This window comes from Methylomagnum sp., from assembly GCF_054333355.1.
Map to the genome: position 1 here is coordinate 1 of NZ_JBTEKS010000014.1, position 26,852 is coordinate 26,852.

General features: G+C 64.3%; 26 protein-coding genes. 12 read left to right on the forward strand and 14 right to left on the reverse strand.

Translation table 11 applies throughout. From position 1 onward, the window contains the following. The 9 genes from ACXWUF_RS02415 to ACXWUF_RS02455 form a co-directional block, all read left to right on the forward strand. The coding region (locus ACXWUF_RS02415) for a type II toxin-antitoxin system TacA family antitoxin (protein WP_458493056.1) at positions 1–228 on the forward strand (228 nt) is incomplete at its 5' end. Then, positions 225–479, forward strand: a complete 255-nt coding sequence (locus tag ACXWUF_RS02420) for a DUF433 domain-containing protein (protein ID WP_458493057.1) — start codon at positions 225–227, stop codon at positions 477–479. The genes ACXWUF_RS02415 and ACXWUF_RS02420, both read left to right, overlap by 4 nt. Then, positions 476–847 (forward strand): DUF5615 family PIN-like protein, encoded by a 372-nt coding sequence (locus ACXWUF_RS02425; RefSeq protein WP_458493058.1) that lies wholly within the window; start codon positions 476–478, stop codon positions 845–847. Before ACXWUF_RS02420 ends, ACXWUF_RS02425 begins: the two co-directional genes overlap by 4 nt. A gap of 9 nt (positions 848–856) precedes the next feature. Further along, positions 857–3,406 (forward strand): polynucleotide kinase-phosphatase, encoded by a 2,550-nt coding sequence (locus tag ACXWUF_RS02430; protein ID WP_458493059.1) that lies wholly within the window; start codon positions 857–859, stop codon positions 3,404–3,406. Positions 3,407–3,539: 133 nt separating this feature from the next. Beyond that, entirely contained in the window at positions 3,540–4,457 is a 918-nt protein-coding gene (locus ACXWUF_RS02435; protein WP_458493060.1) for an AAA family ATPase, read from the forward strand. Positions 4,458–5,026: 569 nt separating this feature from the next. Further along, on the forward strand, positions 5,027–6,319 hold the full coding sequence (locus ACXWUF_RS02440; protein ID WP_458493061.1) for an SWIM zinc finger family protein: 1,293 nt from the start codon (positions 5,027–5,029) through the stop codon (positions 6,317–6,319). Then, positions 6,316–7,776 carry a DUF5691 domain-containing protein gene (locus ACXWUF_RS02445; RefSeq protein ID WP_458493062.1) on the forward strand — a complete coding sequence of 487 codons (1,461 nt, stop codon included), beginning with the start codon at positions 6,316–6,318 and terminating at the stop codon, positions 7,774–7,776. Before ACXWUF_RS02440 ends, ACXWUF_RS02445 begins: the two co-directional genes overlap by 4 nt. Further along, entirely contained in the window at positions 7,773–8,855 is a 1,083-nt protein-coding gene (locus tag ACXWUF_RS02450; RefSeq protein ID WP_458493063.1) for an ATP-binding protein, read from the forward strand. The genes ACXWUF_RS02445 and ACXWUF_RS02450 overlap by 4 nt, the downstream gene beginning before the upstream one ends. After that, the gene (locus ACXWUF_RS02455) at positions 8,852–11,176 is read left to right on the forward strand and encodes a DUF5682 family protein (protein ID WP_458493064.1); all 2,325 of its coding nucleotides are present in this window, start codon (positions 8,852–8,854) and stop codon (positions 11,174–11,176) included. Before ACXWUF_RS02450 ends, ACXWUF_RS02455 begins: the two co-directional genes overlap by 4 nt. 45 nt (positions 11,177–11,221) lie before the next feature. On the opposite strand, the gene ACXWUF_RS02460 is transcribed toward ACXWUF_RS02455, so the two are convergent. Both ACXWUF_RS02460 and ACXWUF_RS02465 read right to left on the reverse strand, forming a co-directional pair. Next, positions 11,222–11,503 (reverse strand): helix-turn-helix domain-containing protein, encoded by a 282-nt coding sequence (locus tag ACXWUF_RS02460; protein WP_458493065.1) that lies wholly within the window; start codon positions 11,501–11,503, stop codon positions 11,222–11,224. Then, positions 11,500–11,838 (reverse strand): type II toxin-antitoxin system RelE/ParE family toxin, encoded by a 339-nt coding sequence (locus ACXWUF_RS02465; protein ID WP_458493066.1) that lies wholly within the window; start codon positions 11,836–11,838, stop codon positions 11,500–11,502. Before ACXWUF_RS02465 ends, ACXWUF_RS02460 begins: the two co-directional genes overlap by 4 nt. 93 nt (positions 11,839–11,931) lie before the next feature. Here ACXWUF_RS02465 and ACXWUF_RS02470 point away from each other — a divergent pair, with 93 nt between their 5' ends. From ACXWUF_RS02470 to ACXWUF_RS02480, 3 genes are all read left to right on the forward strand, one after another. After that, entirely contained in the window at positions 11,932–13,080 is a 1,149-nt protein-coding gene (locus ACXWUF_RS02470) for a VWA domain-containing protein (protein ID WP_458493067.1), read from the forward strand. 71 nt (positions 13,081–13,151) lie between these two features. Then, positions 13,152–13,742: a flavodoxin gene (locus tag ACXWUF_RS02475; RefSeq protein WP_458493068.1), complete on the forward strand. Its 591-nt coding sequence runs from the start codon at positions 13,152–13,154 to the stop codon at positions 13,740–13,742. 3 nt (positions 13,743–13,745) lie between these two features. After that, the gene (locus tag ACXWUF_RS02480; protein WP_458493069.1) at positions 13,746–14,495 is read left to right on the forward strand and encodes a 4Fe4S-binding leucine-rich repeat protein; all 750 of its coding nucleotides are present in this window, start codon (positions 13,746–13,748) and stop codon (positions 14,493–14,495) included. A gap of 55 nt (positions 14,496–14,550) precedes the next feature. Here the strand turns inward: ACXWUF_RS02480 and ACXWUF_RS02485 are convergent, their stop codons facing one another. The 12 genes from ACXWUF_RS02485 to ACXWUF_RS02540 all read right to left on the reverse strand — a co-directional run bounded on the left by ACXWUF_RS02485 (position 14,551) and on the right by ACXWUF_RS02540 (position 26,699). After that, on the reverse strand, positions 14,551–15,393 hold the full coding sequence (locus ACXWUF_RS02485; RefSeq protein WP_458493070.1) for a bestrophin family protein: 843 nt from the start codon (positions 15,391–15,393) through the stop codon (positions 14,551–14,553). Between the two features lie 28 nt (positions 15,394–15,421). Beyond that, positions 15,422–15,871, reverse strand: coding sequence for a DUF4124 domain-containing protein (locus ACXWUF_RS02490; RefSeq protein ID WP_458493071.1), 450 nt, complete (start codon positions 15,869–15,871; stop codon positions 15,422–15,424). 504 nt (positions 15,872–16,375) lie between these two features. Next, positions 16,376–17,515 carry a nickel-dependent hydrogenase large subunit gene (locus ACXWUF_RS02495; protein WP_458493072.1) on the reverse strand — a complete coding sequence of 380 codons (1,140 nt, stop codon included), beginning with the start codon at positions 17,513–17,515 and terminating at the stop codon, positions 16,376–16,378. Between the two features lie 68 nt (positions 17,516–17,583). Then, positions 17,584–18,411 carry a hydrogenase expression/formation protein gene (locus tag ACXWUF_RS02500; protein WP_458493073.1) on the reverse strand — a complete coding sequence of 276 codons (828 nt, stop codon included), beginning with the start codon at positions 18,409–18,411 and terminating at the stop codon, positions 17,584–17,586. An 84-nt stretch (positions 18,412–18,495) separates the two neighbouring features. Next, positions 18,496–18,792, reverse strand: a complete 297-nt coding sequence (locus ACXWUF_RS02505; RefSeq protein ID WP_458493074.1) for a HypC/HybG/HupF family hydrogenase formation chaperone — start codon at positions 18,790–18,792, stop codon at positions 18,496–18,498. Between the two features lie 3 nt (positions 18,793–18,795). Further along, positions 18,796–19,413 carry a HyaD/HybD family hydrogenase maturation endopeptidase gene (locus tag ACXWUF_RS02510; RefSeq protein ID WP_458493075.1) on the reverse strand — a complete coding sequence of 206 codons (618 nt, stop codon included), beginning with the start codon at positions 19,411–19,413 and terminating at the stop codon, positions 18,796–18,798. Continuing rightward, entirely contained in the window at positions 19,413–20,093 is a 681-nt protein-coding gene (gene cybH, locus ACXWUF_RS02515; protein WP_458493076.1) for a Ni/Fe-hydrogenase, b-type cytochrome subunit, read from the reverse strand. Before cybH ends, ACXWUF_RS02510 begins: the two co-directional genes overlap by 1 nt. Positions 20,094–20,157: 64 nt before the next feature. Further along, on the reverse strand, positions 20,158–20,748 hold the full coding sequence (locus ACXWUF_RS02520; RefSeq protein ID WP_458493077.1) for a HupE/UreJ family protein: 591 nt from the start codon (positions 20,746–20,748) through the stop codon (positions 20,158–20,160). 108 nt (positions 20,749–20,856) lie between these two features. Further along, positions 20,857–22,650 (reverse strand): nickel-dependent hydrogenase large subunit, encoded by a 1,794-nt coding sequence (locus tag ACXWUF_RS02525; protein WP_458493078.1) that lies wholly within the window; start codon positions 22,648–22,650, stop codon positions 20,857–20,859. A gap of 3 nt (positions 22,651–22,653) precedes the next feature. Beyond that, positions 22,654–23,751 carry a hydrogenase small subunit gene (locus ACXWUF_RS02530; protein ID WP_458493079.1) on the reverse strand — a complete coding sequence of 366 codons (1,098 nt, stop codon included), beginning with the start codon at positions 23,749–23,751 and terminating at the stop codon, positions 22,654–22,656. Positions 23,752–24,498: 747 nt separating this feature from the next. Then, positions 24,499–25,686, reverse strand: coding sequence for an HPP family protein (locus ACXWUF_RS02535; RefSeq protein ID WP_458493080.1), 1,188 nt, complete (start codon positions 25,684–25,686; stop codon positions 24,499–24,501). Continuing rightward, entirely contained in the window at positions 25,602–26,699 is a 1,098-nt protein-coding gene (locus ACXWUF_RS02540; protein WP_458493081.1) for a 2Fe-2S iron-sulfur cluster-binding protein, read from the reverse strand. Before ACXWUF_RS02540 ends, ACXWUF_RS02535 begins: the two co-directional genes overlap by 85 nt. Between the last annotated feature and the right edge of the window lie 153 nt (positions 26,700–26,852).

The window sequence follows — 26,852 nt, forward strand, 5'->3', positions numbered from 1 at the left end:
GCGGCTTATTCTGGTATGTCGTTATCCAATTTCTTAGTATCGACTGGCCGGGATCGAGCTAGGCAAATCATCGCAGAAAACGAAACCGTGACGTTTTCTTCCCAAGATTGGGAGGCTTTTCTGGCTCGACTTGATGCACCGGATGAACCTAGGCCACATTTGGAAGCCGCTGCCCAACGCTACCTCCAGCGCCGAGCCAATATTCACACCGATACGAGGGAATTATGAACTGGCAAAACCACATCGTTTCCGATCCCGACACCTTATTTGGCAAACCCCGCATCAAAGGCACGCGGATTGGTGTTGAATTCGTACTGGATTTATTGGCTTCCGGTTGGACAGAAGCCATGATTTTGGAGAATTATCCACACTTGACGCCGGAAGATTTGCAAGCGGTTTTCGCTTTCGTCAGGGAATGCCTGAAAGAGGAAACCTTTATTATGAAAACCGCTTTGCGGTCCGAAGGTTTGACGGCATGAGCGCGGGGTTGCTGGCCGATGAAAATTTCCCGTTAGCTGTCATCGAAAAACTTTCCAAAAAAGGTTTCGATGTTTTATCCGTATCGCGTATTTCGCCCGGTGTTAATGATTTATCGGTTTTGGATTTGGCGCGGCGCACCGGAAGAAAACTGCTGACCTTCGATTCGGATTTTGGGGACTTGGTATTTTTTCACGGCGTGCCTCCACCCGAAGCCATTCTGTATTTCCGTTTTCACCCAATTATTGTTGATGAGATTTTTGATGCGGCTATTCGGGCTTTGAGGGAAACACCGGATGGGTATTTCGCAGTAATTACCCGTGACAACATTCGGCTGAGATCACTCAACACGAAACCCACCGAAAACTGATTTTCACCCATGCAAATCACCCTCCCCGCCCTCTCCCTCGTCGCCCTGATCGGCCCCAGCGGCAGCGGCAAATCCAGCTTCGCCCGGCACCATTTCGCGGCGACGGAAATCCTCTCCTCCGACTATTGCCGGGGCTTGGTCGCCAACGACGAGAACGACCAAAGCGCCACCCGCGACGCCTTCGACGTCCTCTATCACATCGCCGGGAAGCGCCTCGCCCGTGGCCTGCTCACCGTGCTGGACGCCACCCACGTCAAGCCGGAGGACCGCAAGCCCCTGGTGCAACTGGCCCGCGACCACGACGTGCTGCCGGTCGCCATCGTCTTCGACCTGCCGCCGGACCTCTGCCACGAGCGCAACCTACAGCGCCCCGACCACGAGTTCGGCGCCCACGTCGTCCGCCAGCACAGCCAGAACCTCCGCCGCTCCCTCAAGCACTTGCAGCGGGAAGGCTTCCGCCATGTGTGGGTGCTGCGCACGCCGGAAGACATCGACACCGTCACCATTACCCGCCAACCGCTGTGGACCGACCGCCGCGACGAAACCGGCCCGTTCGACGTCATCGGCGACGTGCATGGCTGCCACGCCGAACTGCGCAACCTGCTGGCCCGGCTCGGCTACGCTCTCGACGACAACCCCGAGCGGCCCACCGCCCGCCATCCCGAAGGCCGCAAGGCGGTGTTCCTGGGCGACTTGGTGGATCGCGGCCCGGCCATCCCCGCCGTGCTGCGGCTGGCGATGAACATGGTGGAGGACGGCGCCGCGCTGTGCGTGCCGGGTAATCACGAGGTCAAGCTGCTGCGGAAGCTGCGCGGCAAGGATGTCCGCCTCACTCACGGCCTCGCCGAATCCCTCGCGCAACTGGAACAGGAGCCGCCGGAGTTCGCCGAGCGGGTGGCCGGGTTCATCGACGGCTTGGTCAGCCATTACGTGCTGGACGGCGGGCGGCTGGTGGTGGCCCATGCCGGGATGAAGGCCGAATACCAGGGCCGCGCCTCGGGCCGGGTGCGGGAGTTCGCCCTGTACGGCGAGACCACCGGCGAAACCGACGACTACGGCCTGCCGGTGCGCTACGACTGGGCCGGGGACTACCGGGGTTCCGCCATGGTCGTGTACGGTCACACCCCGACGCCCGAAGCGGCTTGGCTGAACCGCACGATTTGCATCGACACCGGCTGCGTGTTCGGCGGACGGCTCACCGCCCTGCGCTATCCCGAGCGGGAGTTGGTCGAGGCGCCTGCGGAATGTTGCTACTACGAACCCGTCAAGCCGCTGAACCTGGCGAATGCGGCGGCACCGTCCGAAGCGCGGCCCTACAACGACCTGCTCGACATCGACGACGTGCTGGGCAAGCGCGTCATCGCCACCCGCTTCCACAACCGCCTGACGGTGCGCGAGGAAAACGCCGTCGCCGCGCTGGAGGTGATGAGCCGCTACGCCGCCGACCCCCATTGGCTGATCTACCTGCCGCCCACCATGTCGCCCTCGGACACCTGCCCGGATGGCCCGTACCTCGAACACCCCCGCGAGACCTTCGCCTATTTCCGCCAGCACGGCGTGCCGAAGGTCATCTGCGAGGAGAAGCACATGGGTTCCCGAGCCGTGGTGGTGCTGTGCCGGGATGAGGACGTGGCCCGGCGGCGCTTTGGCGCGGCGGGCGGGGGTATCGGCGCGATTTACACCCGCACCGGACGCCCGTTCTTCAAGCCGGACTGGGAGCGCGAGGCGCTGTCCCGGCTACAAGCCGCCGTGAGCCGGGCCGGATTCTGGGAACGCTTCGAGACGGGCTGGCTGTGCCTGGACGTGGAAATCCTGCCCTGGTCGGCCAAGGCCCAGGAGCTTCTGCGCGGCCAATACGCCCCGACCGGCGCGGCGGCGGGGGCGGGTTTGGAGGTCGCCGTGGCGGCCTTGCGGCGGGCCGATTCCGCCAATTCCGAAACCCAGGCGCTACTGGCCCGTTTCGAAGCGCGGCGGGACACGGTGGCGGGTTATGTCGAGGCGTACCGGCGCTATTGCTGGCCGGTGGACAGCCTGGATGACCTCAAGATCGCGCCGTTCCACCTGCTGGCGAGCGAGGGCAGGGTCCACACCGACCGCGACCACGTTTGGCACATGGACGCCCTGGACGAGCTGTGCCGCGCCGATCCCGGCCTGCTGCATTCCACCGCCCGGCGCATGGTCGATGTCACCGACCCGGCGGATGAACAAGCCGGGATTGCTTGGTGGGAGGCGCTGACGGAACGGGGCGGCGAGGGCATGGTGGTGAAGCCGCTGGATTGGATCGTGCGCGGGCGGCGCGGCTTGGTGCAGCCCGCCATGAAATGCCGGGGCCGGGAATACCTCCGCATCATCTACGGCCCGGAATACACCTTGCCGGAGCATCTGGAACGGCTGCGCAAGCGGGGCTTGTCCGCCAAGCGCTCGCTGGCGTTGCGGGAATACGCGCTGGGCTTGGAAGCCTTGCACCGCTTCGCCGAGCAGGAGCCGCTGTACCGGGTGCATGAATGCGTGTTCGCGGTGCTGGCGTTGGAAAGCGAGCCGGTGGACCCGAGGTTGTGAACCTGCGGATGACGGCCCAGGTTTTTCATTTAGGACTTACGCCGCCTGAAGGCGGGACTACGAGCTTATGCGCCAAGCGCCCCGCCCTATCGACCCTATAATTCCCTCATTCCCTTCACTTCACGGCCACCCCATGCGTTCCTTCTCGCTGAATAACCTGCTCAACACCGCCAACACCGTGATCCTCGGCAAGCCGCGCCAAATTCGGCTGGCGGTATGCTGCCTCCTGGCGCGGGGCCATTTGCTGATCGAAGACGTGCCGGGCGTCGGCAAGACCACGCTGGCCCACACGCTGGCGAAGCTGTTGGGCTTCAATTACCAGCGCATCCAGTTCACCAGCGACTTGCTGCCGGCGGATGTGCTGGGTTCGTCGATTTATGACGGCAAGACCCAGACCTTCCGTTTCGTGCCGGGACCGATCTTCCACCAGATGATCCTGGCCGACGAAATCAACCGCTCCACGCCCAAGGCCCAGAGCGCCCTGCTGGAAGCCATGGAGGAACACCAAGTCACGGTCGAGGGCGAAACCCGCGCCCTGCCGGAGCCGTTCTTCGTGATCGCCACCCAGAACCCCATTTACCAAATCGGCACCTTCCCTTTGCCGGAATCGCAACTCGACCGCTTCTTGATGCGGCTCACCCTGGGCTACCCAGACAGCCGCTCGGAACGGGCGCTGTTCAAGGGCGAGGAGCGCCACGCCTTGCTGGACAGGCTGCCGGTCAGCCTCCCGGCGGCGGAGTTGCAAGACTTGCAGGCCGAGGTGAGGACCGTCCATGCGTCCGAGGCGCTGCTGGATTATGTGCAGGGCTTGGTGCGGTTCAGCCGGGAATCGGGTCACTACGAAGTCGGCCTGTCGCCCCGCGCCGGGCTGGCCCTACTGAATGCGGCCCGCGCCTGGGCCTACGTGGATGGTCGGAATTCGGTCTTGCCCGAGGATGTGCAGGCGGTGCTGGCGTCCGTGTGCGGACATCGGCTGCGCCCGGCGGGCAGTGGCGCGGTGGCGGCGGAGGCGGTGGTGGCACCGATGCTGGATCAAGTGGCGGTGGTGTGAAGCGGTGGGAGCGGCTGTTTTCTCCCTCCCGCCTCTGGGAGAGGGCATCCAATCCTGCTTTTCCAACCCTCACCGCGAAATCGCAGCATCGGTTTTTAGTGGAAAATCCCGCTTTGACGCCCTCACCCTACCCCTCTCCCAGAGGCGAGAGGGAGAATTCACAAAGCTCAATGGCCCTTGCCCAGCCCTCTCCCAGAAGGAGAGGGGGCGAGATGTTCAGTTTATAGTTGAACGCCTTACACCCCTGCTTCTCGCACTTCTTTAACCGTCTACAATTTCACAGCGCCGTCCACATTTCCGTGTCGGCCCCGCAGGGCAATCGCGCTATGTCGCTTTTCTCCCTCTCGCCTTTGGGAGAGGGTTGGGGTGAGGGTGTCAAAATGGCTTCTTCGCCCGGAATACCCATGCCCCGCTCCCGCAGAAGCGGGGAGAGGACAAAAACTTGAATTTAGACACCCCCTCACCCTGCCCTCTCCCAGAGGCGAGAGGGGAAAAAACAGTCTCCTTCGAGATAGCGCGATTGCCCTGGTCGGCCCCGCCACAAAAACAAATTCCAAAGGATCACGCCCGTGAACTTCACCTCCGAGCAAGTCCTGAAACTCGCGCCCGACGCCTCGTCCGCCAAAGCCGGGCAAGGCTTGGCCGCGGTGCGCCATTGGCAGGAATGCGGCCGGAACGAACAGGCCCTGTGGGGCTTGTGCCAAGGCAGCGGCAAGAATCCCTATCAGGTCCGCGTCGCCTTGCCGGAACTGGCCTCGTCCTGCACCTGCCCCAGCCGCAAATTCCCCTGCAAGCACGCCTTGGGCCTTTTGCTGCTGGCCGCCGCCGAATCCGTCGCCACCGCCGACCCGCCCGCCTTCGTCGCCGAATGGCTCGCCAAGCGCGAAGCCAAGGCCGAAAAAGTCGCCGCCAAAATCCAAGCCCCCGCCAATCCCGAGGCCGCCGCCCGCACCGCCAAGAAACGCGAGGCGCGGATCGGCGAAGGCTTGCGGGATTTCAAAGCTTGGCTGGAAGACTTGGTGGGTGCCGGCTTCGCCCATGCGTCGGCGCGGGAGCCTTCGTTCTGGGACACGCGGGCGCGGCGGCTGGTGGATGCCCAAGCGCCGGGGTTGGCCCGCGCCGTGGGCGAACTGGCTAGCGTCGCCATCCGGGAGAAGGAGGGCGCATGGCCGGAACGGCTGTTGCGCGGCCTCGCCCCGCTGTATCTCGCCGCCGATGCCTTCGAGCGGGCCGACAGCCTGCCGCCCGCCCTCCGCGCCGATCTGCTGCGGGCGGTCGGCGTGCCGCAGAAACAGGAGGACGTGGACCTTGCCAACGCCGTGGAGGACGACTGGCTGTGCATCGGCCAATCCAGCGAAGACCTGGAACGGGTGCTGGCCCATCGCACTTGGTTGTTCGGGCAAGGCAGCGGACGCCACGCCCTGATCCTCAACTTCACACAGGCGGGGCAGAAACCGGACTTGCCCGCCCTGCTGGGCGCGTCCGAAACCATGCGGCTGGCCTTCTTCCCCGGCGGGGTGGCGCAACGGGCGCTGGTCATCGCCCGCAACAGTCAGCCGCGGAACGACGCGCCCGCGCCCAGTGGTTCCGCCATTGCCGCCGAACTGGACCGCCACGCCACCGCCCGTGCCGCCGATCCCTGGTTCAGCCTTTCGGCGCTGCTAGTGCGGGCGCGGCTGGCGCGGAACGGCAACGATTGGTGGCTGGTGGACGCCGATGGCGGCGGGCTGCCCGTCCTGTCCGGGGACATGCTTTTGTGGAGTTGGTTCGTCGCCAGCGGCGGCGGTCCCGCCGTATTCAGCGGCGAATGGGATGGCGAAAAATTCCGGCCCTTACATGCTTGGATGGAGGTGACAACATGAGCCTCGCCGAACTGGCCCGCCGCGCCCTGCTCGGCACCCGCGCCGAAACCGCGCCGTTATCCGCCGCCACCGGGCAAGCGGACATCGACGCCGCGCTGCACCGCCTCGTCCAGCCCGAATCGTCCGCCGCGACCTTGCTGCGCCAAGCCGCCTTGTTGACCTTGGCGGAACGGGCGGGCCGCGTCCCCGATTGCCCTGTTTTACCACCCGTGTCGCCCTGCCCCGACGATGATGCCCCGCCGCTGCCCAGAGGGGCAGAAGCCATCTTGCAGCAGGTGTTGGACGGCCTCCTACCGCGACTGGCTGCGGCCTTGGTGGAAGCTACCGCCACGCATGGCTACCGCGTGCCGCCCGCGTTGTTGCCCACGCTGTTGAAATGGGGCAAGCAAAGCGAGAATCGCCCCTACGTGCGGGCGGTGGCTTGCCGCAAGGCCCATTGGCTGGCGGCACACAATCCCGACTGGCGCTATCTGGTCGATCCCGACCGCGCCGATAACGCGTTCGAGACCGGCACTCCCGCCGAACGCCGCGAGGCGCTCCGGCAATTGCGGACCGAAGACCCCGCCGCCGCCTTGCAACGTCTGCAATCTGGCTGGAAACAAGAACCGCCCACCGAGCGGGCCGGGTTGATCGAAGCCCTGGCGGTGAGCCTGAGTCAAGCCGACGAGCCGTTTCTGGAAAGCGTGCTGGACGACCGCCGCAAAGAGGCCCGACTCGCCGCCGCCGCGTTGCTGGCCCAATTGCCCGAATCGCGGCTGGTGGCGCGGATGCGGGAGCGTCTGGCGCCCTGTCTGATACTCACGCCCACCGCACTGGAAGTGGTATTGCCCGCCGAGTGCGGCACCGCCATGGAGCGGGACGGCATCGACAAGAAACCCGAGATCAGGGGCATCGGCGAGCGGGCCGCTTGGCTTATGCAAATGCTGGCTTGCGTGCCGCCGTCGGAATGGTGCGCCCGGTTCGGCATTTCAGAAGCCCGTTGGCTGGAACTCTGTCATAAGAACGAATTCAGAGGCGCTCTACGGCTGGGCTGGGTGTCCGCAGCGGCGAATTTCCGGGAGTTCCGGCTCGCCGGGTTGTGGCTGGCGGATATGCTCGGTCACGACGAGTGGCAGTTTGACCTACTTAACGCGCTGAGTCCGAAACTGCGGGGCGCCAGCGAGCTGGAATCCGTCACCTTGCGGGCGCTGCGCGAAGGTCGGCTGGAGCCGATAAAAACACTCTTACCGCTATTGCCCGCGCCCTGGAGCGACGAGATTGGCGCGGCGGTCATGGCGTTGCAATCACGTAGTTATCTGGATTTGGCCCTGACCCATTTGCCGCCCCGCCCGGAGATCTTGGCGGACCTTGAAAAGGTGGTCGAAACAATTCCACCGACTCACCAAGCGCCCTTTAAGGACTTCCTGCAAGCCCTGAACATGCGTATCAAATTCATCCAATGCCTGGAGAAATCATGAGCAACGATACCCTGCGCCTCGCCGCCGAGGACGCCTACGCCGCCGAACTCACCGCCCTGGCCGCCACCGACGAACACCCGCGCCCGCCCCGCTGGCAGTTGTCGCCGCAGGCCGTGGCGACCTATCTCCTGGGCGGCGAGACCCGCAACGGCGTCACCATCACGCCCAAATATCTGGGCCAGCGGCGCTTGATGGAAATCGCCATCGCCACCCTCGCCACCGACCGCGCCCTTTTGCTGCTGGGCGTGCCGGGCACGGCCAAAAGCTGGGTGTCGGAACATCTCGCGGCGGCGATTTCCGGCAATTCCCGGCTGACGGTGCAGGGCACGGCGGGCACGGCGGAGGAGGCCATCCGCTACGGCTGGAACTACGCCAAGCTGCTGGCCGAAGGCCCGTCCCCCGCCGCCTTGGTGGAAAGCCCGGTGCTGCGCGGGATGCGCGACGGCTTGCTGGTGCGGGTCGAAGAGCTGACCCGCGTCCCCTCCGATGTGCAGGACGCCCTCATCACCATCCTGTCGGAAAAAACCCTGCCGGTTCCGGAACTCAACATGGAAATCCGCGCCACCCGAGGCTTCAACATCATCGCCACCGCCAACGACCGCGACCGGGGCGTCAACGAGTTATCCAGCGCCCTCAAGCGCCGCTTCAACACGGTGGTGCTGCCGCTGCCGGACAGCCTGGACGAAGAAACCGAAATCGTCCGCAGCCGGGTGGAAAGCCTGGGTAAAGCCCTGCAACTCCCCAGCGAGCCGCCCGCCGTGGAAGAAATCCGCCGCCTCGTCACGGTGTTCCGGGAACTCCGCTCGGGCGTCACCGAAGACGGCAAAATCAAGCTGAAAACCCCGTCCGGCGTCCTCAGCACGGGCGAGGCGATTTCGGTGCTGAACCAGGGCTTGGCGCTGGCCGGACATTTCGGCGACGGCGTGCTGCGTGCCCATGACGTGGCGTCGGGCTTGGTCGGCGCGGTGGTGAAAGACCCGGTGCAGGACCGCGTGGTTTGGCTGGAATACCTCGACACCGTGGTCAAGGAGCGCGACGGCTGGAAGGATTTGTATCGCGCCTGCCGGGAGCAGTCGTGAGCGCCAAGGCCGAAAAATACCGGGTCTTCGGCATCCGCCACCATGGACCGGGCAGCGCCCGCAGCCTGATGGCCGCGCTGGAGCAATACCAGCCCGACGCGCTGCTGATCGAAGGCCCGCCGGAGGGCGACGCGCTGTTGCCGCTGGCGGCGCACCCGGACATGCGGCCGCCGGTGGCGTTGCTGCTGTATGCGCTCGATGAGCCGGGCCGCGCGGTGCTCTATCCCTTCGCCGAGTTCTCGCCGGAATGGCGGGCGCTGGCCTATGCCCAGGCGCGGGAGATTCCGGCGCGGTTCTTCGACTTGCCGCAGACGCATGGCCTGGCACCGAAGCCGGAACCGGGGCCGGGGCCGGAATCACCGCTGGCCGACGCGCCCGATGCTGAGACCCGTGGGACCGATACGGAAACCGAAACCGAGGTTGCTGAATCCGTCCCAGCCGTCCAAACGGTCCCATCCCACCCCGAGCCATCCAGCCCCGAACACCCCGACCCCTGGCGACAACTGGCCCGCATCGCCGGTTTCGCCGACCCGGAAGCCCTGTGGGACCGGCTGGTCGAGGAGCGTCCCGACAGCCCGGAATTATTCGCCGCCATCGCCGATTTGATGGGCGCCATCCGCGACGAGGGCCGGGTGCCGCGCCGCGATTTGATCCGGGAAGCCTGGATGCGTAAGGAGCTTCGCGCCGAACTCAAGGCCGGGCGGGAACGCATCGCCGTGGTGTGCGGCGCCTTCCACATTCCGGCTTTGCTGGACTTGCCGCCCGCCAAGCGCGACGCCGAACTATTGCGCGACCTGCCCAAGATCAAAATCGGCGCGACCTGGGTGCCGTGGACCTATGGCCGCTTGGCGAACGCCAGCGGCTACGGCGCCGGGGTCGAATCGCCCGGCTGGTACGAGCATTTGTGGCAGAAGCCCGCCGCCGGAACTGCCGCCTGGATGAGCCGCGCCGCCGCCGTGTTCCGCGCCCACGATCTCGACATTTCGCCCGCCTACGCCATCGAGGCCACCCGTCTGGCCGACACGCTCGCCGCGTTGCGGGGCCGCGCCGAGCCGGGCCTGACCGAAGTCACCGAGGCGATTCAAACCATCTATTGCTACGGCGACGCCGCGCCGCTGCGGCTGGTGGCGGACAAGCTCAGCGTCGGCGAACGGCTGGGCGCGGTCCCGGCGGAAGCCCCGGAACCGCCGCTCGCCGCCGACCTCCGCCGCGAACAGAAACGGCTGCGCTTGGTGCCGGAAGCCTCCGAGCGCCAGTTGGATTTGGACTTGCGCAAGGACAACGATCTGGCCCGTTCCCACCTGCTCAACCGGCTGACGATACTGGATGTGCCCTGGGGGGTGTTGCAGCGGCACGGTAACGCGGGGCTGGGCACCTTCCACGAATATTGGCGGCTGCGCTGGGAGCCGGAACTGGCGGTGAGCCTGATTGAAGCGGGGTGCTACGGCAACCGCGTGGCGGACGCCGCCGCCAACGCCCTGGCGCAACGGGCGGCGGAATCGAATCTGTTGGCGGATTTGGCGGCGTTGCTGGAAGCGGCGCTCAAGGCCGGATTGCCGGACAGCGTGCCCACTCTGGCGGCACGGCTGGACGCGGTGGCCGCGCTGAGTTCCGACATCGGCGACATGATGCGGGCCTACGCGAAGCTCGCCCCCGTCGCCAAATACGGCGATGTGCGCCGCACCGACACGGGCGCGTTGCGGACCACGCTGCGGCATTACCTGGAACGCATCTGCATCGGCCTGACCCTCGCCGCCTCCGGCATTCAGGACGAGGTGGCGGCGCAATTGCTGGAGAGTCTGGTGGCGGTGGAGCAGGCCGTTCACGTTCTGGATGAAGCCGATGCCCTGGATGCTTGGCGGGCTGCGCTCATCCATTTGGCCGACCACGCCGCCGCCCATCCGCTGTTGCTAGGCCGGGCCACCCGCTTGCTGCTGGACCGCCGCTATCTCAGCGCGGAGGAAGCCGCCCGCCGGTTGGGGCTGGCGCTGTCGCCGGGTGTGGCGGCGCAGCAGGCGGCTTGGCTGGAAGGTTTCCTGGCGGAAAGCGGCCTGTTGCTGCTGCATCAGCCGGAATTATTGGGGCTGCTGGATGCCTGGGTGTGTGGGCTGCGCGGGGAGGTGTTCGACGACATCCTGCCCTTGCTGCGGCGGGCCTTCGCCAAGTTTGCCAAGCCGGAGCGCAAGCAGATTGGCCAGAAGTTGGCGGAGGAGCAGGGACCGGCGGTTTCCGGCGCGGTGGCGGGGACGGCGCGGATTGATTGGGAGCGGGGGCGGCGGGTGTGGCCGGTGGTGGCGGCGTTGTTTGGGGTGGAAGTGTAGGATGCGCCTTCTTTGTCGGCACCTCCCGTATCCCCGAAACCAAGCTCACGCCGCTTCCAACACGCGCATTTCGATCCGCAAACCAGCCGCCGCCGCCATGTTGACCAGCGCATCCAAGCCAAACAGATTGATCTTGCCACGCATCAGATCGGAAATGCGCGGCTGGGTGACGCCGAACAACTTGGCGGCTTCTGACTGGTTCAGCCCAGCCCGGACGATGTGCGTCTTGAGGGCCATCATCAAACTGGAACGCAGTTTCATGTTCTCGGCTTCTTCCGGGGTGTCTTCAATGGCGTCCCACACGCTGACGAATTCTTGCTCGCTCATTTGCCTAGCTCCTTTATCAAGTCACGGTATCGGCTTTCGGCCAAATCCAAATCGGGGCGGCTGGTCTTCTGGGTTTTCTTTTGGAAGCAATGCAGCACATAAACCGCATCCGCGAACTTGGCTATGTAGATGACCCGGAACGCGCCGACAGCATCCCGGATACGAATTTCACGGACCCCCGCGCCGATGGCCGGCATGGGCTTCCAATCATCCGGCTCGTCACCATGCTGCACCTGGTCGAGCTGATGCCCCGCCTCGCGCCGTGCCGAGGCAGGGAAACCACGGAGGTCATCAAGGGCGCTGCCCCGGAATTTGATGGGTTTCAAATGGCTCATTGAAGGGAGTATACAAAATTTTGTATCCAGTCCACGGAATTCACTTTCAGCTATCAACCGACGGCAACCCCACCGCATAGAAGGCCCGACCCCATGACCACCGCCACCGCCTCCCCCCAAGAACGTCTCCGCCGCTGGCGCCTGCTGCTGGGCGCGAAGGAAGCCGACGGCACCGGCTGCGCCCTGGCCGGGGCCGACCTGGCCCGCGATAACTGCCTGTCCGCCCTGTACGACGCCGAACGGACCGGCGGACTCGGCGGCTCCAGCCCCAATGTGGCCCGCTGGCTGGGCGACATTCGCGAATACTTCCCCACCAGCATGGTGACGGTCATGCAGGCCGACGCCCTCAACCGGCTCAAGCTCACCGAAATGCTATTGCAGCCGGAAACCCTCGCCACCGTCGAAGTGGACATCCACCTCGTCGCCACCCTGCTCAGCCTCAACCGGATCATCCCCGCCAAAACCAAAGCCACCGCCCGGTTGGTGGTGAAGAAGCTGGTGGACGATTTGGAGCGCCGCCTCGCCAACCCGCTCCGCCAAGCCGTGCGGGGCGCACTCAACCGCAGTGTCCGCAACCGCCGCCCGCGCCACGCCGAAATCGACTGGCCGCGCACCATCCGCGCCAACCTGCGCCACTACCAGCCGGACTACCGCACCATCATCCCCGAACGGCGCATCGGCCATGGCCGCAAAGGGTCCGCCCTGAAAGACGTCATCCTGTGCGTGGACCAGAGCGGCTCCATGGCGAGTTCGGTGGTGTATTCCAGCATCATGGCGGCGGTGCTGGCCTCGATCCGCGCCGTGAATACCTCGATGGTGGTGTTCGACACCGCCGTGGTGGACCTGACGCCCATGCTGGCCGACCCGGTGGAGGTGCTGTTCGGCACCCAACTGGGCGGCGGCACCGACATCGCCAAGGCGCTGGGCTATTGCCAGGGCTTGATCCGCCGCCCGTCGGACACGGTGTTCGTCCTCGTCACCGACCTCTACGAAGGCGGCAACAGCGCGGACATGCTCAAACGCGCCGCCGCCATCGTGGCCTCCGGCTGCGCCGTGGTGTGCCTGCTGGCGCTGGACGACCGGGGCACGCCCAGCTTCGACCATCGCCACGCCGAAGCCTTCGCGGCGATGGGCATCCCCACCTTCGGCTGTAGCCCGGACCAATTCCCCGAGTTGATGGCGGCGGCGCTGCAAAAGCGGGATTTGGGCGCGTGGGCAGAAGCTCGACGGACACCGGCTTAATTTTTCGTAGGTCGGGCATGTGTTCCATGCCCGACATTCCGGGCTACGGGATTGCATGGAACAAAACCTGCATGACTCCCGCCATAATCAACCCGCAGGGCGTCCCCATGAACAAGATCGGCCTATTCTTCGGAACGGAGAGCGGCACCACCCGCTTGATTGCCAAGAAGATTTTCAAGCTGCTGGGCGAGGACATCGCCGCCAAGCCGCGCAACGTCAACCGCATCGACCCGGCGGAAATGCTCCAATACGACGCGCTCATTCTTGGCACGCCGAGCTATGGCATCGGCGACATTCCGGGCCGCGCCGCCGGGTGCGCCGACGCCAACTGGGCGGAATTCCTGCCCCGGCTGGAAGACGCCGATTTCAACGGCAAGCGCGTCGCCCTCTACGGCTTGGGCGACCAAGACCGCTACAAGGGCCGCTTCGCCAGTTCGCTGATTCATCTTTATCGGTTCTTCTACGGCCAGGGCGCCGACGTCGTGGGCCGGTGGAATACCGAGGGCTACGATTTCGAGCATTCGGCCTCCATCCTCGACGGCAAATTCGTCGGACTCGTCCTCGACCAGCGGCAACAACCCTTGCTCACCGATTCCCGCCTGGAAACCTGGGTCGCGCAGGTCAAGCCGCTTCTCTTGCAACGCTGCGCGGAGCCAGCCTGAGCCATGATGGACAACGCCACTGCCGAGACGCCCCTCGATCTGACGCCCATCGCCGACTGCTCGCCCTGTCGGTTCCGCGGCACCCTGCTGGCCAAGGGACTCTGCCAACCCGGCGACGTATGCGTGTCGGTCGATAGCGGGCGGCAAATCGACCGCTTCTTCCGGGCCAATCCGCAATACGCCGTCGAGTACATCGCCGACGCATTCTGGGAACGCCGGGCCATCGTGGCGCGGTACGTGCCCCAGCACCGGCTGGCCGAATTGGTGCATGACCCGGACGAAGCGGTGCGCCGGGCGGTGGCCTACCGCATCCCGATGGAGGGGCTGCTCACCATGCGCACCGACACCGACCGCGAAGTCCGCATCACCGTCGCCGACCGCCTCCCGGAAGAGCATCTTGAGTCCATGGCGGGCGATGAGGATTATTTGGTGCGGGCCTATGTGGCGAAGCGCCTGCCCGCCGGGCGCTTGTTCCGGCTGGCGGTCGATCCCGACCGGCAGGTGCGCCGCATCGTCGCCGAGCGCATTCCCGCCGTGAGCCTGGGGCTGATGGCCTACGACGCGGAGGTGGAAATCCGCCGCTTGGTGGCGAGCCGGATGAATGGCGACCACGCGCTGTTGATGCTGGAAGACCCCGACTGGATCGTCCGCTACGAAGCCGCCCAGCGCGTCCCCGACCACGCCTTGCCCCGCGTGCTGAAAGACGAAGACCCGGAAGTCCGCCGCGTGGCGGAGGAACGGCTGGCGCGGTAGGAGCGGGCTTCAACCCGCGACCTGACCTCGACCATCGCGGGCTGAAAGCCCGCTCCTACCGATTCGACGACTGCAAAATCTCCCGCACATTCCCCGCAATCGTCTTCACCAGATCATCCGTCGGCAAATCGTTGGCGTCGGTGCCGAAGGGGTTCTCCACCTCCTCGGCGATGATCTCCAGACTCCCCAGCACGTAGAACATGAAGGTCGCGAACAGCGCGGCCCAGTAGCCGAAGTCGTGTACGAACACGAACGGCATACTGACGATGTAGGCGAACACGAATTTCTTGATGAACAGGCTGTAGGAATAAGGGATCGGCGTCTTCTTGATGCGCTCGCAGGCACCGCAGATGTCGGTGAGCGCGGTGAGGTCGGCGTTGAGGTTGAGGATATGCTCGCGGTTCAAGTGGCCCCGGCGGTGGAGGCGGTCGATTTCGATGAACAACCGGGCGGCGATGGCGTTGGGGGCGTGCTGAATCGAACCGGCGTGCGGCACCTTCGCATCGCGCAAATGATCCTTGAGGGTGGCCGCATAAGCGCCGATGTCAGCCGCCAGGATGGCGCGGGAAGGGTGGTCGGCGGGCAAATGGGCGTTCAGTTTGAGCGCCAGGTTGCGCGATGTGTTGACCAGGGCGCCCCACAACTTGCGGCCCTCCCACCAGCGCTCATAGGCCGTGTTGGTGCGGAACACCAACAGCAGCGAAATCACGAAGCCGAGCAGCGAATGCACGGCGGTGGTGGCCCGTAGATAATCCGGCCAGATTTCGCGGTCCATGTAAGCAATCCCCGTCGCGTAGAGCGCGATGGTCGCCATGGCTGGCAGCAACCGCCGGAAGGTGTCGCTCTTGTGGAACTTGAAGATCAGTCCCCACCAGGATTTGGGGTTGTAGGCAATCATGCGCGGCTCCGCTTCGAAAAGGCCAATTCTACAAGCCCGCGTCTTTCAAAACGCTCTCCCACTCCTCCGCGTTGAAGCCATTTATACGCTGTTCGCCCACCAGGGTGACGGGCACACCCTTGCCGCCCAGCCGCGTGTATTCGGCCTTGGCGCTGCGGGACCGCTCGATGTCCAATTCTTCGAAGGGCGTGCCGCGCTTTTTCAAGTAAGCCTTGGCCTTCTTGCAGACCGGGCACCATTGGGTGGTGAACATCCGCACCGCCGCCACCCGCGCCGTGCTTCCGCCCCCGCCCATGAATGAAGCATTGCCGCCGCCGTGGAAGGCTTCCGCCCGCTCGGCCTCGTCACCGGCGGGCTTCTGGTTGGAAAAATGCACCTTGCCCTGCGCGTCGGTCCAGCGGTAAATCTCCGCGCCCGCCGGGCCAGCGGCCACGGCGAAAGCCAAGCCCAAGCGGGCCAGTATCCAAATGAGTTTCATGGGGAAGCGCCTATGGATTGTCAGCTTTACATTGAAATGTAACATCGGATTCAGGTTAGCGCGAAGCCCGCCGGTCGGCCAACTATTTCGATGACGCGCCGCGCCGCTCATGAATCGAGCGGCCAACGCCATTCCTCCGTAAAACCTATGCACAGCCTGGAACAACTGGCAGGGTAGAGGACAGCCATTCAGCGGGTGGCTTTATGTCCGCCATTAACTCAGCATAAGCCATTGCTCTATATGGGAAAAAGGCGGTCCAGTTTCCGGGCAAGCCTCAACCAAGGCGCGGCGGGGCGCAGATCACAGGCACCGCACGGCATTCTCACTAAGGCGATTTCCGAAAATGCTTGTCACCGTTGATCTGGATGTAGGATGGGTAGAGCGTACTCGCGAAACCCATCGAGCCGGACACAGGGTGATGGGTTTCGCTTCGCTCTACCCATCCTACAGTTATGTCTTTTCCTGGAAATCGCCTAAGTCATCCACAGGGTGGCGCACGCGGGGCTAGATGTCATGCAGCCGAATCTCGAACTCCACGCAAGGATCGACCGCGTGCAGAAACAGGCCGATCCGCCGCCGCGTTTCCGCCTCGTCGGCGCTGACGCAACCCGACAGGGCGCGGGGACTCAGCCCGGCGGGATGGAAGTTCCACTCGGTGGGCGCCACGTAGCGGTAATCGGCGACGAGTCCATCCCGCACTTCAACGCTGTGGATCAACAGGCCACGGGACGTCTGCACCTGAGCAAGTCCATGGCCGTCCATCCGTCGAGTCCGGGGCTTGGCGATGACCGGCTGGCCCGCGAGCCAGCGTAGCCGCCGGTCGAGTCCGCGCCGCAACGCCTGGATTTCCAGAATCCGCGCCCACAGCCGCGTTATCAAGCCATTGCCGTGGGACTCCCGCAACGACGCCAGAGCGGGATGGTCCTGCTGCCGACTGAAGCAGCCGGTTTCGCAGGGTCGGCCCTCCCAGTCGGGTTCGAGCGCAAAACGAGCGCTTTCCTCGGAACGCAGCCTCCCGGCCAAGCTGGAATCCGGCAAGCGCCGGGGCAACGGCGAAACATCGCAACGCCCCCAATCCGGCGGCGTCCCGCTCAGAACGGCGGTCAAGGGCATGGCTTCGAGATTCGGAATTTCACCCCGCCCCACCTTTCCCAGCAGTTGATCCATGGCGGCTTGGTAATCGCGCCAATAGCTAGCCATGGCGGCGCCGTTCAGTTCGACGGAAGAGCCGTCGGCGATGAACGCCCGCTGGCTCGCCTCGCCCGCCAACGCATGGTTGACGCCCCGCCAAGCGTGCAGCAACCGCGCTGGAAGGGACGCATCCGCCACTGGCCAGCCCGGCAGCCGCAACAGGTTGAGGCTGTGTTCCCGCAGCATTTCCAAGTCCCGCAGGGTCCGCAGCAAGCGCAGCCAGTCCGGCGCGGCGGGCAAATCCAGCGCCCGCGCCAGCGCGTGGGACGCGGCCAGGCATTGGCCCAGCCGACACAGGGCGAACAGGTTGCCCAGCGTGGCCAGGGCTTGTTCCGGGGTTTTGTTTCGCAGGATGACGCCCAGCGGGGGTGGGCGGCGGGCGGAGATTTTCACCGATTCGATTCGGTGATGCCGGATTTGGCAGTCGATGACGAGACGGGTGAACAGAGGCATGGGCCAAAGTCAGGAAGAAATCATGGGATGGGTGGAGCTTCGCGGAACCCATCCTATATCAAGAGGGTTTATCCCAGCGCCTCCAACACTTCACCCAAGCGCTGGCGGGAGTCTTCCAAATCCTCCGCCGCCGCCAGCGCCACCGCCGGGAGGCGGGTGATTTCCAGGGTGTTGAGGATGGGTTCGCCGGTGGAATTGAAATAGCGTACCCACCAGACATTCGGCACGGCGGTGAGCATCACGCGGCAATCGCCGTAGCCCCGCGCCACGATTTGCAGGCCGCCGAAGCCGAGTTCCTGTTCAATAAAAACGCCGTCCTCGGGCGTGACTGGAAACAGGGTCAGATTGAGGATGCTTTCCCGGCCCGGCTGATAGTCCCGCGCTTTGCCCAGGATTTCAAACAACATCGACGGCGCATTCATCAATCCGGCGGGGAATTCCGGGGGCAGGTCGAAGCCGCGTCGGCCTTCGGTGCGCACCGCCCAATCCAGCACGCTGGCGGGCACTGGCCCCACGGCGAGGCCGTCGCTCACCCGCTCATCGCCGCGCCAATGCTGTTCCCGCCACACGCCAGCGAAGACCGAGTCCTCAATCAGCAAGCGTTCGCCGCCGCTCTCGCCTTGGATCGACACTTCGCCCCGCCCCAGGATTTCGCCGACGATGCGGCGGGTTTCCGGGGCTTCGGTAAGGAGGTCGAATGTGCCAGCGGACTCGGCGTTGCCCAGCGCGGCGCGTAATTCTTGAAGGACGCGGCGGGTGGAATCATCCGCTTGCAAGCCATACAGGGACGGCGTCGCGTAAGTCTGCATACGCGGCATGTCTGGGTAGACGGGGGCTTCCTCGCCCGCCGGGCTGTAGGGCGCTTGCAGGGAAAATCGCGAAAGGGAGTCGGTCATGGTGGCGTCTTAAACTGGAGTGCAAGGCTTGCCTTGCGATGGGTCAGAAAACGCGCAAGGCAAAAGCCTTGCACTCCTGAGAAATTAGGCCCGGAGGTGTTCGGGAAGCTGGGGTTCGCGGTCGATCAAGTCGGCGAACAAATGCTCGGGAAATTGGTTGCCCGCCATGGCGAATTCCAGGGCTTGCAAGGCATCGTCCACTTCCCGCGCCCGCTCGGGACTTAAGACTTCGCGGGCCGCGTCCAGGAAAACCAGCAGCCAGCTTCCGACGGATTGAGCGCCAACCAAGCGGGTATCCACCCGGCGGACTTGGCCGCGCCCTTCGCACAGGGCGTAGAACTCTTCAGCCTCAATCACCCGCATGGGTAAGCCAATGCACATGATTCAGTTCCCCGCCGTGCGTAGCGCCAGAAAACGCTCGTCGCCGACGCGGCAAGCCACTTCGGGCGGAGGCCGCAGGCGTTCGTAGGCGTCCAGTTCCAGCCCTTCGCAGCCGGTCAGCTCGGCGGCGGGTTCCGGGCGCGGTTCACAAGCGATGCCGTGTTCTTGCAGATAAGCCGCCACCCGCTCCACGGCGGGCAACAAGCCGGATTTCACCAGCGGGCTGAGGCTGCCGCCGTAGTCTTCCAAGATGACCGGCTGCACGCCAATCAAATACAGATGCTGCGGCTCGCGGCCCGTCAGTTGGCAAAGCGCCAGCACGTCCTGAAAGCTGACTTGGTGCAGGCTCATGGCTTTGCTGCCCAGAACCGCCGGGACTTCGGCATCGCGCTTTTCCACCAGCGTTCCCGGCTCCAGGCCGAAATCCACCGCGTCGAGGATGACCAGATGTTCGGCTTCCTGCACATAGGGCAGCAGCCCCAAGCCTTGGGTGCCGCCATCCATCACGATGACTTCCGGCGGGACGGCGTAGCGGCGCTGGAATTCCTCCACCGCCCGGACGCCGAAGCCTTCATCCGCCCACAGCAGGTTGCCGATGCCGAGAATCAGGACGCGACTCATCAGGGACGCTCGTCTTTCCAGGTGCGCCAGCCGGTGCGGATGGTGCCGAGCATGGATTGGCGGGACAGGTATTCTTCGCGGACCACGATGTAGACGTGGATGATGATGAACACCACCAGAAACCACATCCCCAGATGGTGCCAGGAATGCAGGTTCTGGCTGCCGCCGAAGGCCGGAATCACCCAGCCGAACCAGTTGGCCGCCCAGCTTCCGGCCCCGGTGCCTTCGCCGTACAGGGCGAAGCCGGTGACGATCATGAAGAAGCTGCCCACCACGTTGAAGGCGAACAGCGCCAACACCGCCAGCGGGTTATGACCGACATGCTTGGCCGGTTCCTTTTCGAGAAACAGATACCACTTCACCTCCCGCCAGACGCCGGACCAAAATTCCGGGCGATGCACCGGCGGCAGGAATAGAGAGCGAGCGTGTTCGTTGCCGACGATGGCCCAGTAAATCCGCCCCAGCAGGCCGACCGTCAGAATGTAGGCGGCGGAGAAATGCACGAAGCGGATGGTGCCCATGAGGTAATTGTCGCTGGCTTCGCCGGGGGGCGATGACAGCGGAGAGGCGATGAGATACCCGGTGACGGCCAAGGCCACGATGGCGAGGGCGTTGACCGTATGCCAGAGGCGGACGGGTTTCTCGAAGACGTAGACGGGTTCAGTGGGGATCGCGCTCATGGCGGATAGCTCCTGAAAGATGGCCCCGTTGTAGGTCGGGCTTAAGCCCCACCAACAGGGCTGGTTAGAAGGTTTGGGCCAGCAAAATCAAGCCAGCGGCACCAATACCTGCGCCGCAAAGCCGGTCCAGCCACGGGCTGCGCACCATGGCCCAGCCCAAACCCATGCCGAGCAAATGCAGCATTCCTGTCGCCAAGGTAAAGCCCAGCGCGTAGCCGATGAATTCCGCGCTACCGGCGGATTCCAGCCCATGGGCGTAGCCATGCAGCCCGCCGAACATCATTACCAGCGCACTCGCCGCCAGCAGTGACCATTGCCAGCGGGCCAGAATCAGCCCGCCCAAAATCGCCACCGACAGGGCGATGCCGTTTTCGAGATAAGGCAGCACCGCGCCATTGGCACCCAGCCAGCCGCCCATCGCCATGCTCGTCATGAACAGCAGTGGCAGAACCGCCACCGCCGCGCCACGCCGTCCCGGCAACACGGCCCACAGGCCCACGGCCAGCATCGCCAAAGTGTGGTCGAGGCCGAGGAAGGGATGCGCGAGACCGGAGGCGAAACCGGCGATGTCATGCACGCCGGTATGAGCGGCGGCGGTTTGGGTGTACAGCGTGGCCGCGAATAACGCGGTCGAGCCAAGATAAATCTTTTTCATGGTGATTCTCCAACAGAGCTTAACCCCCCAACCCCCCTTATCAGGGGGGCTAAGAACTCCCTCCCCTGATAAGGGGAGGGCCGGGGAGGGGTTTGATCGCGAACTAACTTACCGCACCTGCACTTTGGTCAATTCCCGCCCCTGGTCGTCCATCACATGGGTGGAGCAAGCCAGACAGGGATCGAAGCTATGCAGCGTCCGCAGGATTTCCAGCGGCTCGTCCGACTTCTCGACTTTGGTGTTCATCAAAGCCGCTTCAAACGCGCCGATATTGCCGTGGTTGTCACGGGGCGAACCGTTCCAGGTGGTCGGGACCACGCACTGGTAATTGTCGATCTTGCCGTCCTTGATCTTCACCCAATGGCCCAGCGCGCCACGCGGCGCTTCTGTCGTGCCGACGCCTTTGCATTCGGCGGGCCACTTGCTCGGTTCCCACTTGGCGACATTGGCGGTGGCGAGGTCGCCTTTCTTGATGTTGGCGATGAGCTTGTCCTGGAAGTGCCGCATCAAATGCGCTGCGTATTGCGCTTCCAAGCCACGGGCGGCGGTGCGGCCCAAGGTGGAGAACAGCGCCGTGACCGGCAGGCCCAAATCGGTGAGGAGCTTATCCACCGGCTCCTTGATGGCGGGCATACCCTTGGCGTAGCCGATGATGTAGCGGGCCAGCGGGCCGACTTCCATGGCGTGGCCTTTCCAGCGCGGGGCTTTGATCCAGGAATATTTCGCGCCCTCATCCAACTGCTCGATGTTGGTCTTGGTGCCCTTGAAGTTGTTGCCCAGCGCGAAACGCGGCTCGGTCACGCCGTCCCACGGATGTAGGCCGATGTCTTCGTTGGCGTAGTGATACCAGGAGTGCGGGACGTATTCCTTGATTTCTTCCGGGTTGCGCAGGTCCACCTCGTGAACCTCGTTGAGATTGCCGTTGATGATGGCCCCGCGAGGCAACAGCAGGTTGCTGGCGGAATCGTCGTTGGCCTTCTCCGGGATGTCGCCGTAGGACATCACGCAAGAAGAGGACAAGCCGCCGCCGAATTGCCAATCCTTGTAGAAGGAGGCGATGGCCTTGAGGTCCGGCAGATAGACCTGCTCGATGAACTCGATGGTCTGGTCGATGATGGAGGAGACCAGATTCAGCCGCTCCATGTTGACCGCGCCGACCGCGCCCACCCCGTCCACGTTGATGGCGCAGGGCACGCCGCCCACCAGCCAGTTGGGGTGCGGGTTCTTGCCGCCGTAGACGGTGTGAATCTTGACGATTTCGCGCTGGAAATCGAGCGCTTCCAGGTAATGGGCCACCGCCATCAGGTTGGCTTCGGCAGGCAGCTTATAGGCCGGGTTGCCCCAATAGCCATTGCTGAACGGGCCAAGCTGGCCGCTTTCGACGAATTTCTTCAGCCGGGTCTGGATGTCGTGGAAATAACCGGGCGAGGATTTCGGCCAGTTGGAAATGCTCTGCGCCAGGGTCGAAGTCGCCTTCGGGTCCGCACTCAGGGCCGACACCACGTCCACCCAGTCCAGCGCGTGCAGATGGTAGAAATGCACGAGATGGTCATGGGCTTGCAGGGTCAACTGCATGATGTTGCGGATGGTATTAGCGTTCTCGGGGATTTGGATTCCGAGCGCGTCCTCCACCGCCCGCACCGACGTCAGCGCGTGGGTGCCGGTGCAGACGCCGCAAATCCTCTCGGTGAAGGCCCAGGCGTCGCGGGGGTCGCGGCCCTTGAGGATGATTTCCAGGCCGCGCCACATGGTGCCGGAGGACACGGCGTTATGGATGATGTTGTCCTCGCCGATGTTCACCTCGCAGCGGAGATGCCCTTCAATGCGGGTGACGGGATCGACCACGACGCGCTTGCCGCTGTCGTCCAGGTGGAAGCCGTTGGGTGTGGAAAAAACGGTCATGGCTTATTCCCCTTTTTGTTGTTGGTCGGCGGCGATCTTGTCGCTCAGCTTCTTGCGGTAGGACATCAGCCCATGCACCGCCACCGCCGCGCCCACCGTGCCCGCCGCCGCGATTCCCACCGTGTCGGCGTTGGCTTCCACCGGGAAGCCGCCGATGTTGGTGACGCGGTCGTAGAGCGAGCCGTTGTCCCAGAACCCTTCCTCGGAACAGCCGATGCAGCCGTGCCCGGACTGGATGGGGAAGGACACGCCGCCGTTCCAGCGCACCGTGGAGCAAGCGTTGTAGGTGGTCGGGCCTTTGCAGCCGACTTTGTAGAGGCAATAGCCTTTGCGGGCGTTGTCGTCGTCCCAATGCTCGACGAACTGACCGGCGTCGAAGTGCGGGCGGCGATAGCATTTGTCGTGGATGCGCTGGCCGTAGAACATCTTCGGGCGGCCCTGGCTGTCGAGGTCCGGCAGCTTGTCGAAGGTCAGCATGTAGGCGATGACCCCGGTCATGACTTCGGCGATGGGCGGGCAGCCCGGCACCTTGATGACCGGCTTGTCGGTGATGACCTTGTGAACCGGCGTGGCCTGGGTGGGATTGGGCTTGGCGGCTTGCACGCAACCGTTGGACGCGCAGGAACCCCAGGCGATGACGGCGGCGGCGTCCTTGGCGGTGCGGCGCAGTTGCTCGACGAAGGGCTTGCCGCCGACGATGCAGTACATGCCGTCTTCGTTCAGGGGCGGGTTGCCTTCCACGGCCAGGATGTATTTGCCCTTGTAGTCGTGCATGACCCTTTCCATCGCCTCTTCGGCGTGGTGGCCCGCCGCCACCATCAGGGTGTCGTCGTAGTCCAGCGAAAGCATGGACAGCACCACGTCCTTCGCCAGCGGATGGCCGGAGCGGATGAACGACTCCGAGCAGCAGGTGCATTCGAGACCGTGTATCCACAGCACCGGCGTGCGCGGCTTGGTCTCCATGGCGTGGGCGATGCGCCCCGCGAACTCCGGCCCCAGCGCCAGTGCCGACGCGGTGAGGCTGCAAAATTTAAGGAAACTGCGCCGGGTGATTCCCTGTCGGCGCATGACTTCATAGAAGGTCTCGACCTGCGTGCCCATGGGTGCCCCTCTTTGTTGTGCTTATTGAACCGTGCGTATTGTAAGGTTTTTATTGTGCGCCCGATGCGGCGCGGCCCGCAATGGCAGCGCCGTCGTCGCGTTGTCATTGAATGTGGGGCGTTATGGCAATTTTTAAGCCATTGGGGCGAGCTTGGTTTGGGTGGAGATTCGGCGGGTCGTTGCCATCAAGGTAAGGCTCTTGAAGCCGCCCGGAATTGGAGTTCAAAGCTTGCTTTGTCTGACCTTGGAGCTTCCAAAACAAGCCTTGGACTCCATCGTTTGGCCTAGATTAAGCGGGGTGATTCAGCGAGCGGGAAGGTAAGGTTTGCGACAATTGTTGGGCGGGATGTCGGACAAGCGACAATGGTGCTGGAGTTCAAGATTCATCTTGAACGAGTCCCTAAGCGGTGGGGTCACTGCCGTTAAGGTGCCTGATTAGTAAAAATCCTCAGTGTAGGGCGGGCATGTACTCATGCCCGCCCATGCTTAGGCGATTCCCGAAAACGATTGCCCCGCAAAAGGCTCGTATACTCGAAACAGCCACAAACTAAACTTTTTAATCCCCCCTCACCCCAACCCCCTCCCAGAGGGAGAGGGGGCGAGATGTTCAGTTTGTGGCTGAACGCAGTATAGCTCCGGCTGAAGCCGGGGCTACGAGCCATAAATTTCGGCTTTGGATTGAGGAGCGATTCCCCGAAATCGCCTTAATTCAACGGGTGTTTTGGCGGGCATGAATACATGCCCACTCTACCGCTCCTGTATCCCCCGCGAAAAAACGCCCGGATCGAGATTCCGATACAAGGCGGCGATGAGGTCCGATTGGGTGACGAGTCCCACCAGCTTATTGCGTTGATCCACGATGGGGATTTGGTGTATGCCCCGCTCGGACAGCAGTGGCACGAGGTCGGCGATGGGCGTCTCCTCGCGGGCCGTGACCACCGGCGCGGCCATGATTTGGCCGACCGCTTCCGGCTTGACCGAGGTCAGCCCTGGCGTCCGCCGGATCAAGCGCCGCAGCTTCTCGCCCATCCCATCGAATTGCTCCACCTGGGCATGGCGGAAGAAATCCGCCAACGTCACGATGCCGATGACATGGTGTCCCCGGTCGATGACCGGCAGCGCCTTGATTTTGCGGGCTTGCATGAGCGCCCAGGCGTCATCCAAATCGGTGCCGAATTCGACCGTCGCCACCTGGCGGGTCATGATGCTGGCGCAAGTCTGTTCCCCGAACTCGCGCCGATAGGCACGGCTGGCGGCCAGATTGTAGATTTCGTTCAACTCGCCTTCGCTCACGTCCACGAAGGCATTGATGTCGCGCAACGCGGCCCGGAGGTCTTCCGTGCGGATGCCGAGCCGTTCCAGCGGGGGCAAATCGGGCGGGGCTTCGGACGGCGGAGCGGCGGTGGGGCGGGCGGGCTTGGAATGGCGGACGAAAATCCGGGCCAACGCCAGCAGAACCACCACATTCAGCGCCAGCGGCGTGAGCAGGAATTGATAGCCCAGCGCCCGCACCGTTTCGCCGCCCAGCACCGGAATCAAGGCCGAGGCACCGCCGGGCGGATGCAGGCAGCGGGCGCTGTGCATGGCGAAAATGGCGAGACCCACCGCCAGCGCGGCGGCGGTCCAAGTGTCCGCGATCCAATGGGCGCAGGTGACGCCAATCAAGCCGGACAGCAAATGCCCGCCGAACACCGCCCAGTTGCCCGCCATCGGGCTGTGGGGCACGGCGAACAGGATGACCGTCGAGGCGCCCATGGACGCCAGCAACGGCAGCACGCCGCCATCCCCGCTGAACCGGCTGCCGATGAGTCCGGCGCAGAAAATCGCCAGCCCGGCCAGCCCGGCAATTTTCAGCTTTTCCCGCGCACCGACCGGCGTGGGTTCCGGCGACCAGAACGCCAAGCGGCGCAGCCATTGCGTGAGTCGCTTTGCCATGGGCCGAGCCGGGGCGGGCAAGCTAATTCAGTCCGGGGGGCGGCGGGCGGATTGATGTGAAAGGCGTCGGAATGAATGTCCTTCATGGCCGCGCCCGCCAGAAAGGCTTTCTTCTTGGCCTGCTGCACCATGTCCGGGTGGCCGCACAGGAACAACCGCCAGTTTTTCAGGTTCGGAACCTCCCGCAGCGCCACCTCGTGGACCCGGCCCGCCCAGAACCCGGACGGCGCTTCCGGTCCCGAGAGGCAGGGCGCGTAATCGAAATTGGGGTACTCCCCGGTCAGGGCGCGCAGTTCATCCGCCAGATAAATCCCCCGCCGGTCGCGGCTGCCATGAAACAAGCGGATGGGTCCGATGTGGCCCCGGTGCAGCGCGTCGCGGACGATGCCGTACAGCGGCGCCAGCCCCGAGCCGGTGCCGATCAAGAGCATGGGCTGATCCGACTGGCCGGGCACGTAGAAGCAATCGCCGACGGGTCCGCGCAGTTCCACGGTGGTCCCGGCCCGCAGATCATCGTGAATCCAGCCGCTGACCCGCCCCGCCGGAAGCCGCCGCACATGCAGGTGAATATGCTCGTCCAGTTGCGGCACGCTGGCGATGGAATAGTAGCGGCCCAGGCTTTGATCCCGCAGCAGGTTGATGAATTGCCCAGGCCGGTACTGGATGGGCGCGTGGGATTCCAGGGCGACCCGCATGATGTCGCCGCTCAGCAATTCCAACGCTTTGACCGTGGCCGTCAGCCCGGCTTTCGGCGCGTTGGGCAGGGCGACGTCCAAATCCTCCGTGGGGTGGCAGACGCAGGCGAGGAAATAGTTTTGGAGCTTGAGGCTGTCCTTCAAGCCCTGTTGCGCGGCCTCGGGCGGCCGCCCGTCGGTGGCTTGCATCAAGCAGGTTTGGCAGACGCCGCTCCGGCAGGACGAGGGAACCGGCACGCCATGGCCGGTGAGTCCGTCCAGGACGGATTCATCTTCCCCGAGTTCAAAGCGTTCATCGGCATAGCGAATAGCGGGCATGGTGGCTTTACCCCTGGTTTAATTCGGTGTGTGGAGGCCCGGTCATTCCGGCAAGGACCGCCGGTTCCCAAGCCCCGCTTGGGAACCAGCGCTCGTGGTCCCGCCTTCAGGCGGCGGGGGGGTGGGCGGAGCCGCCGGAAGGCGGGGACCACG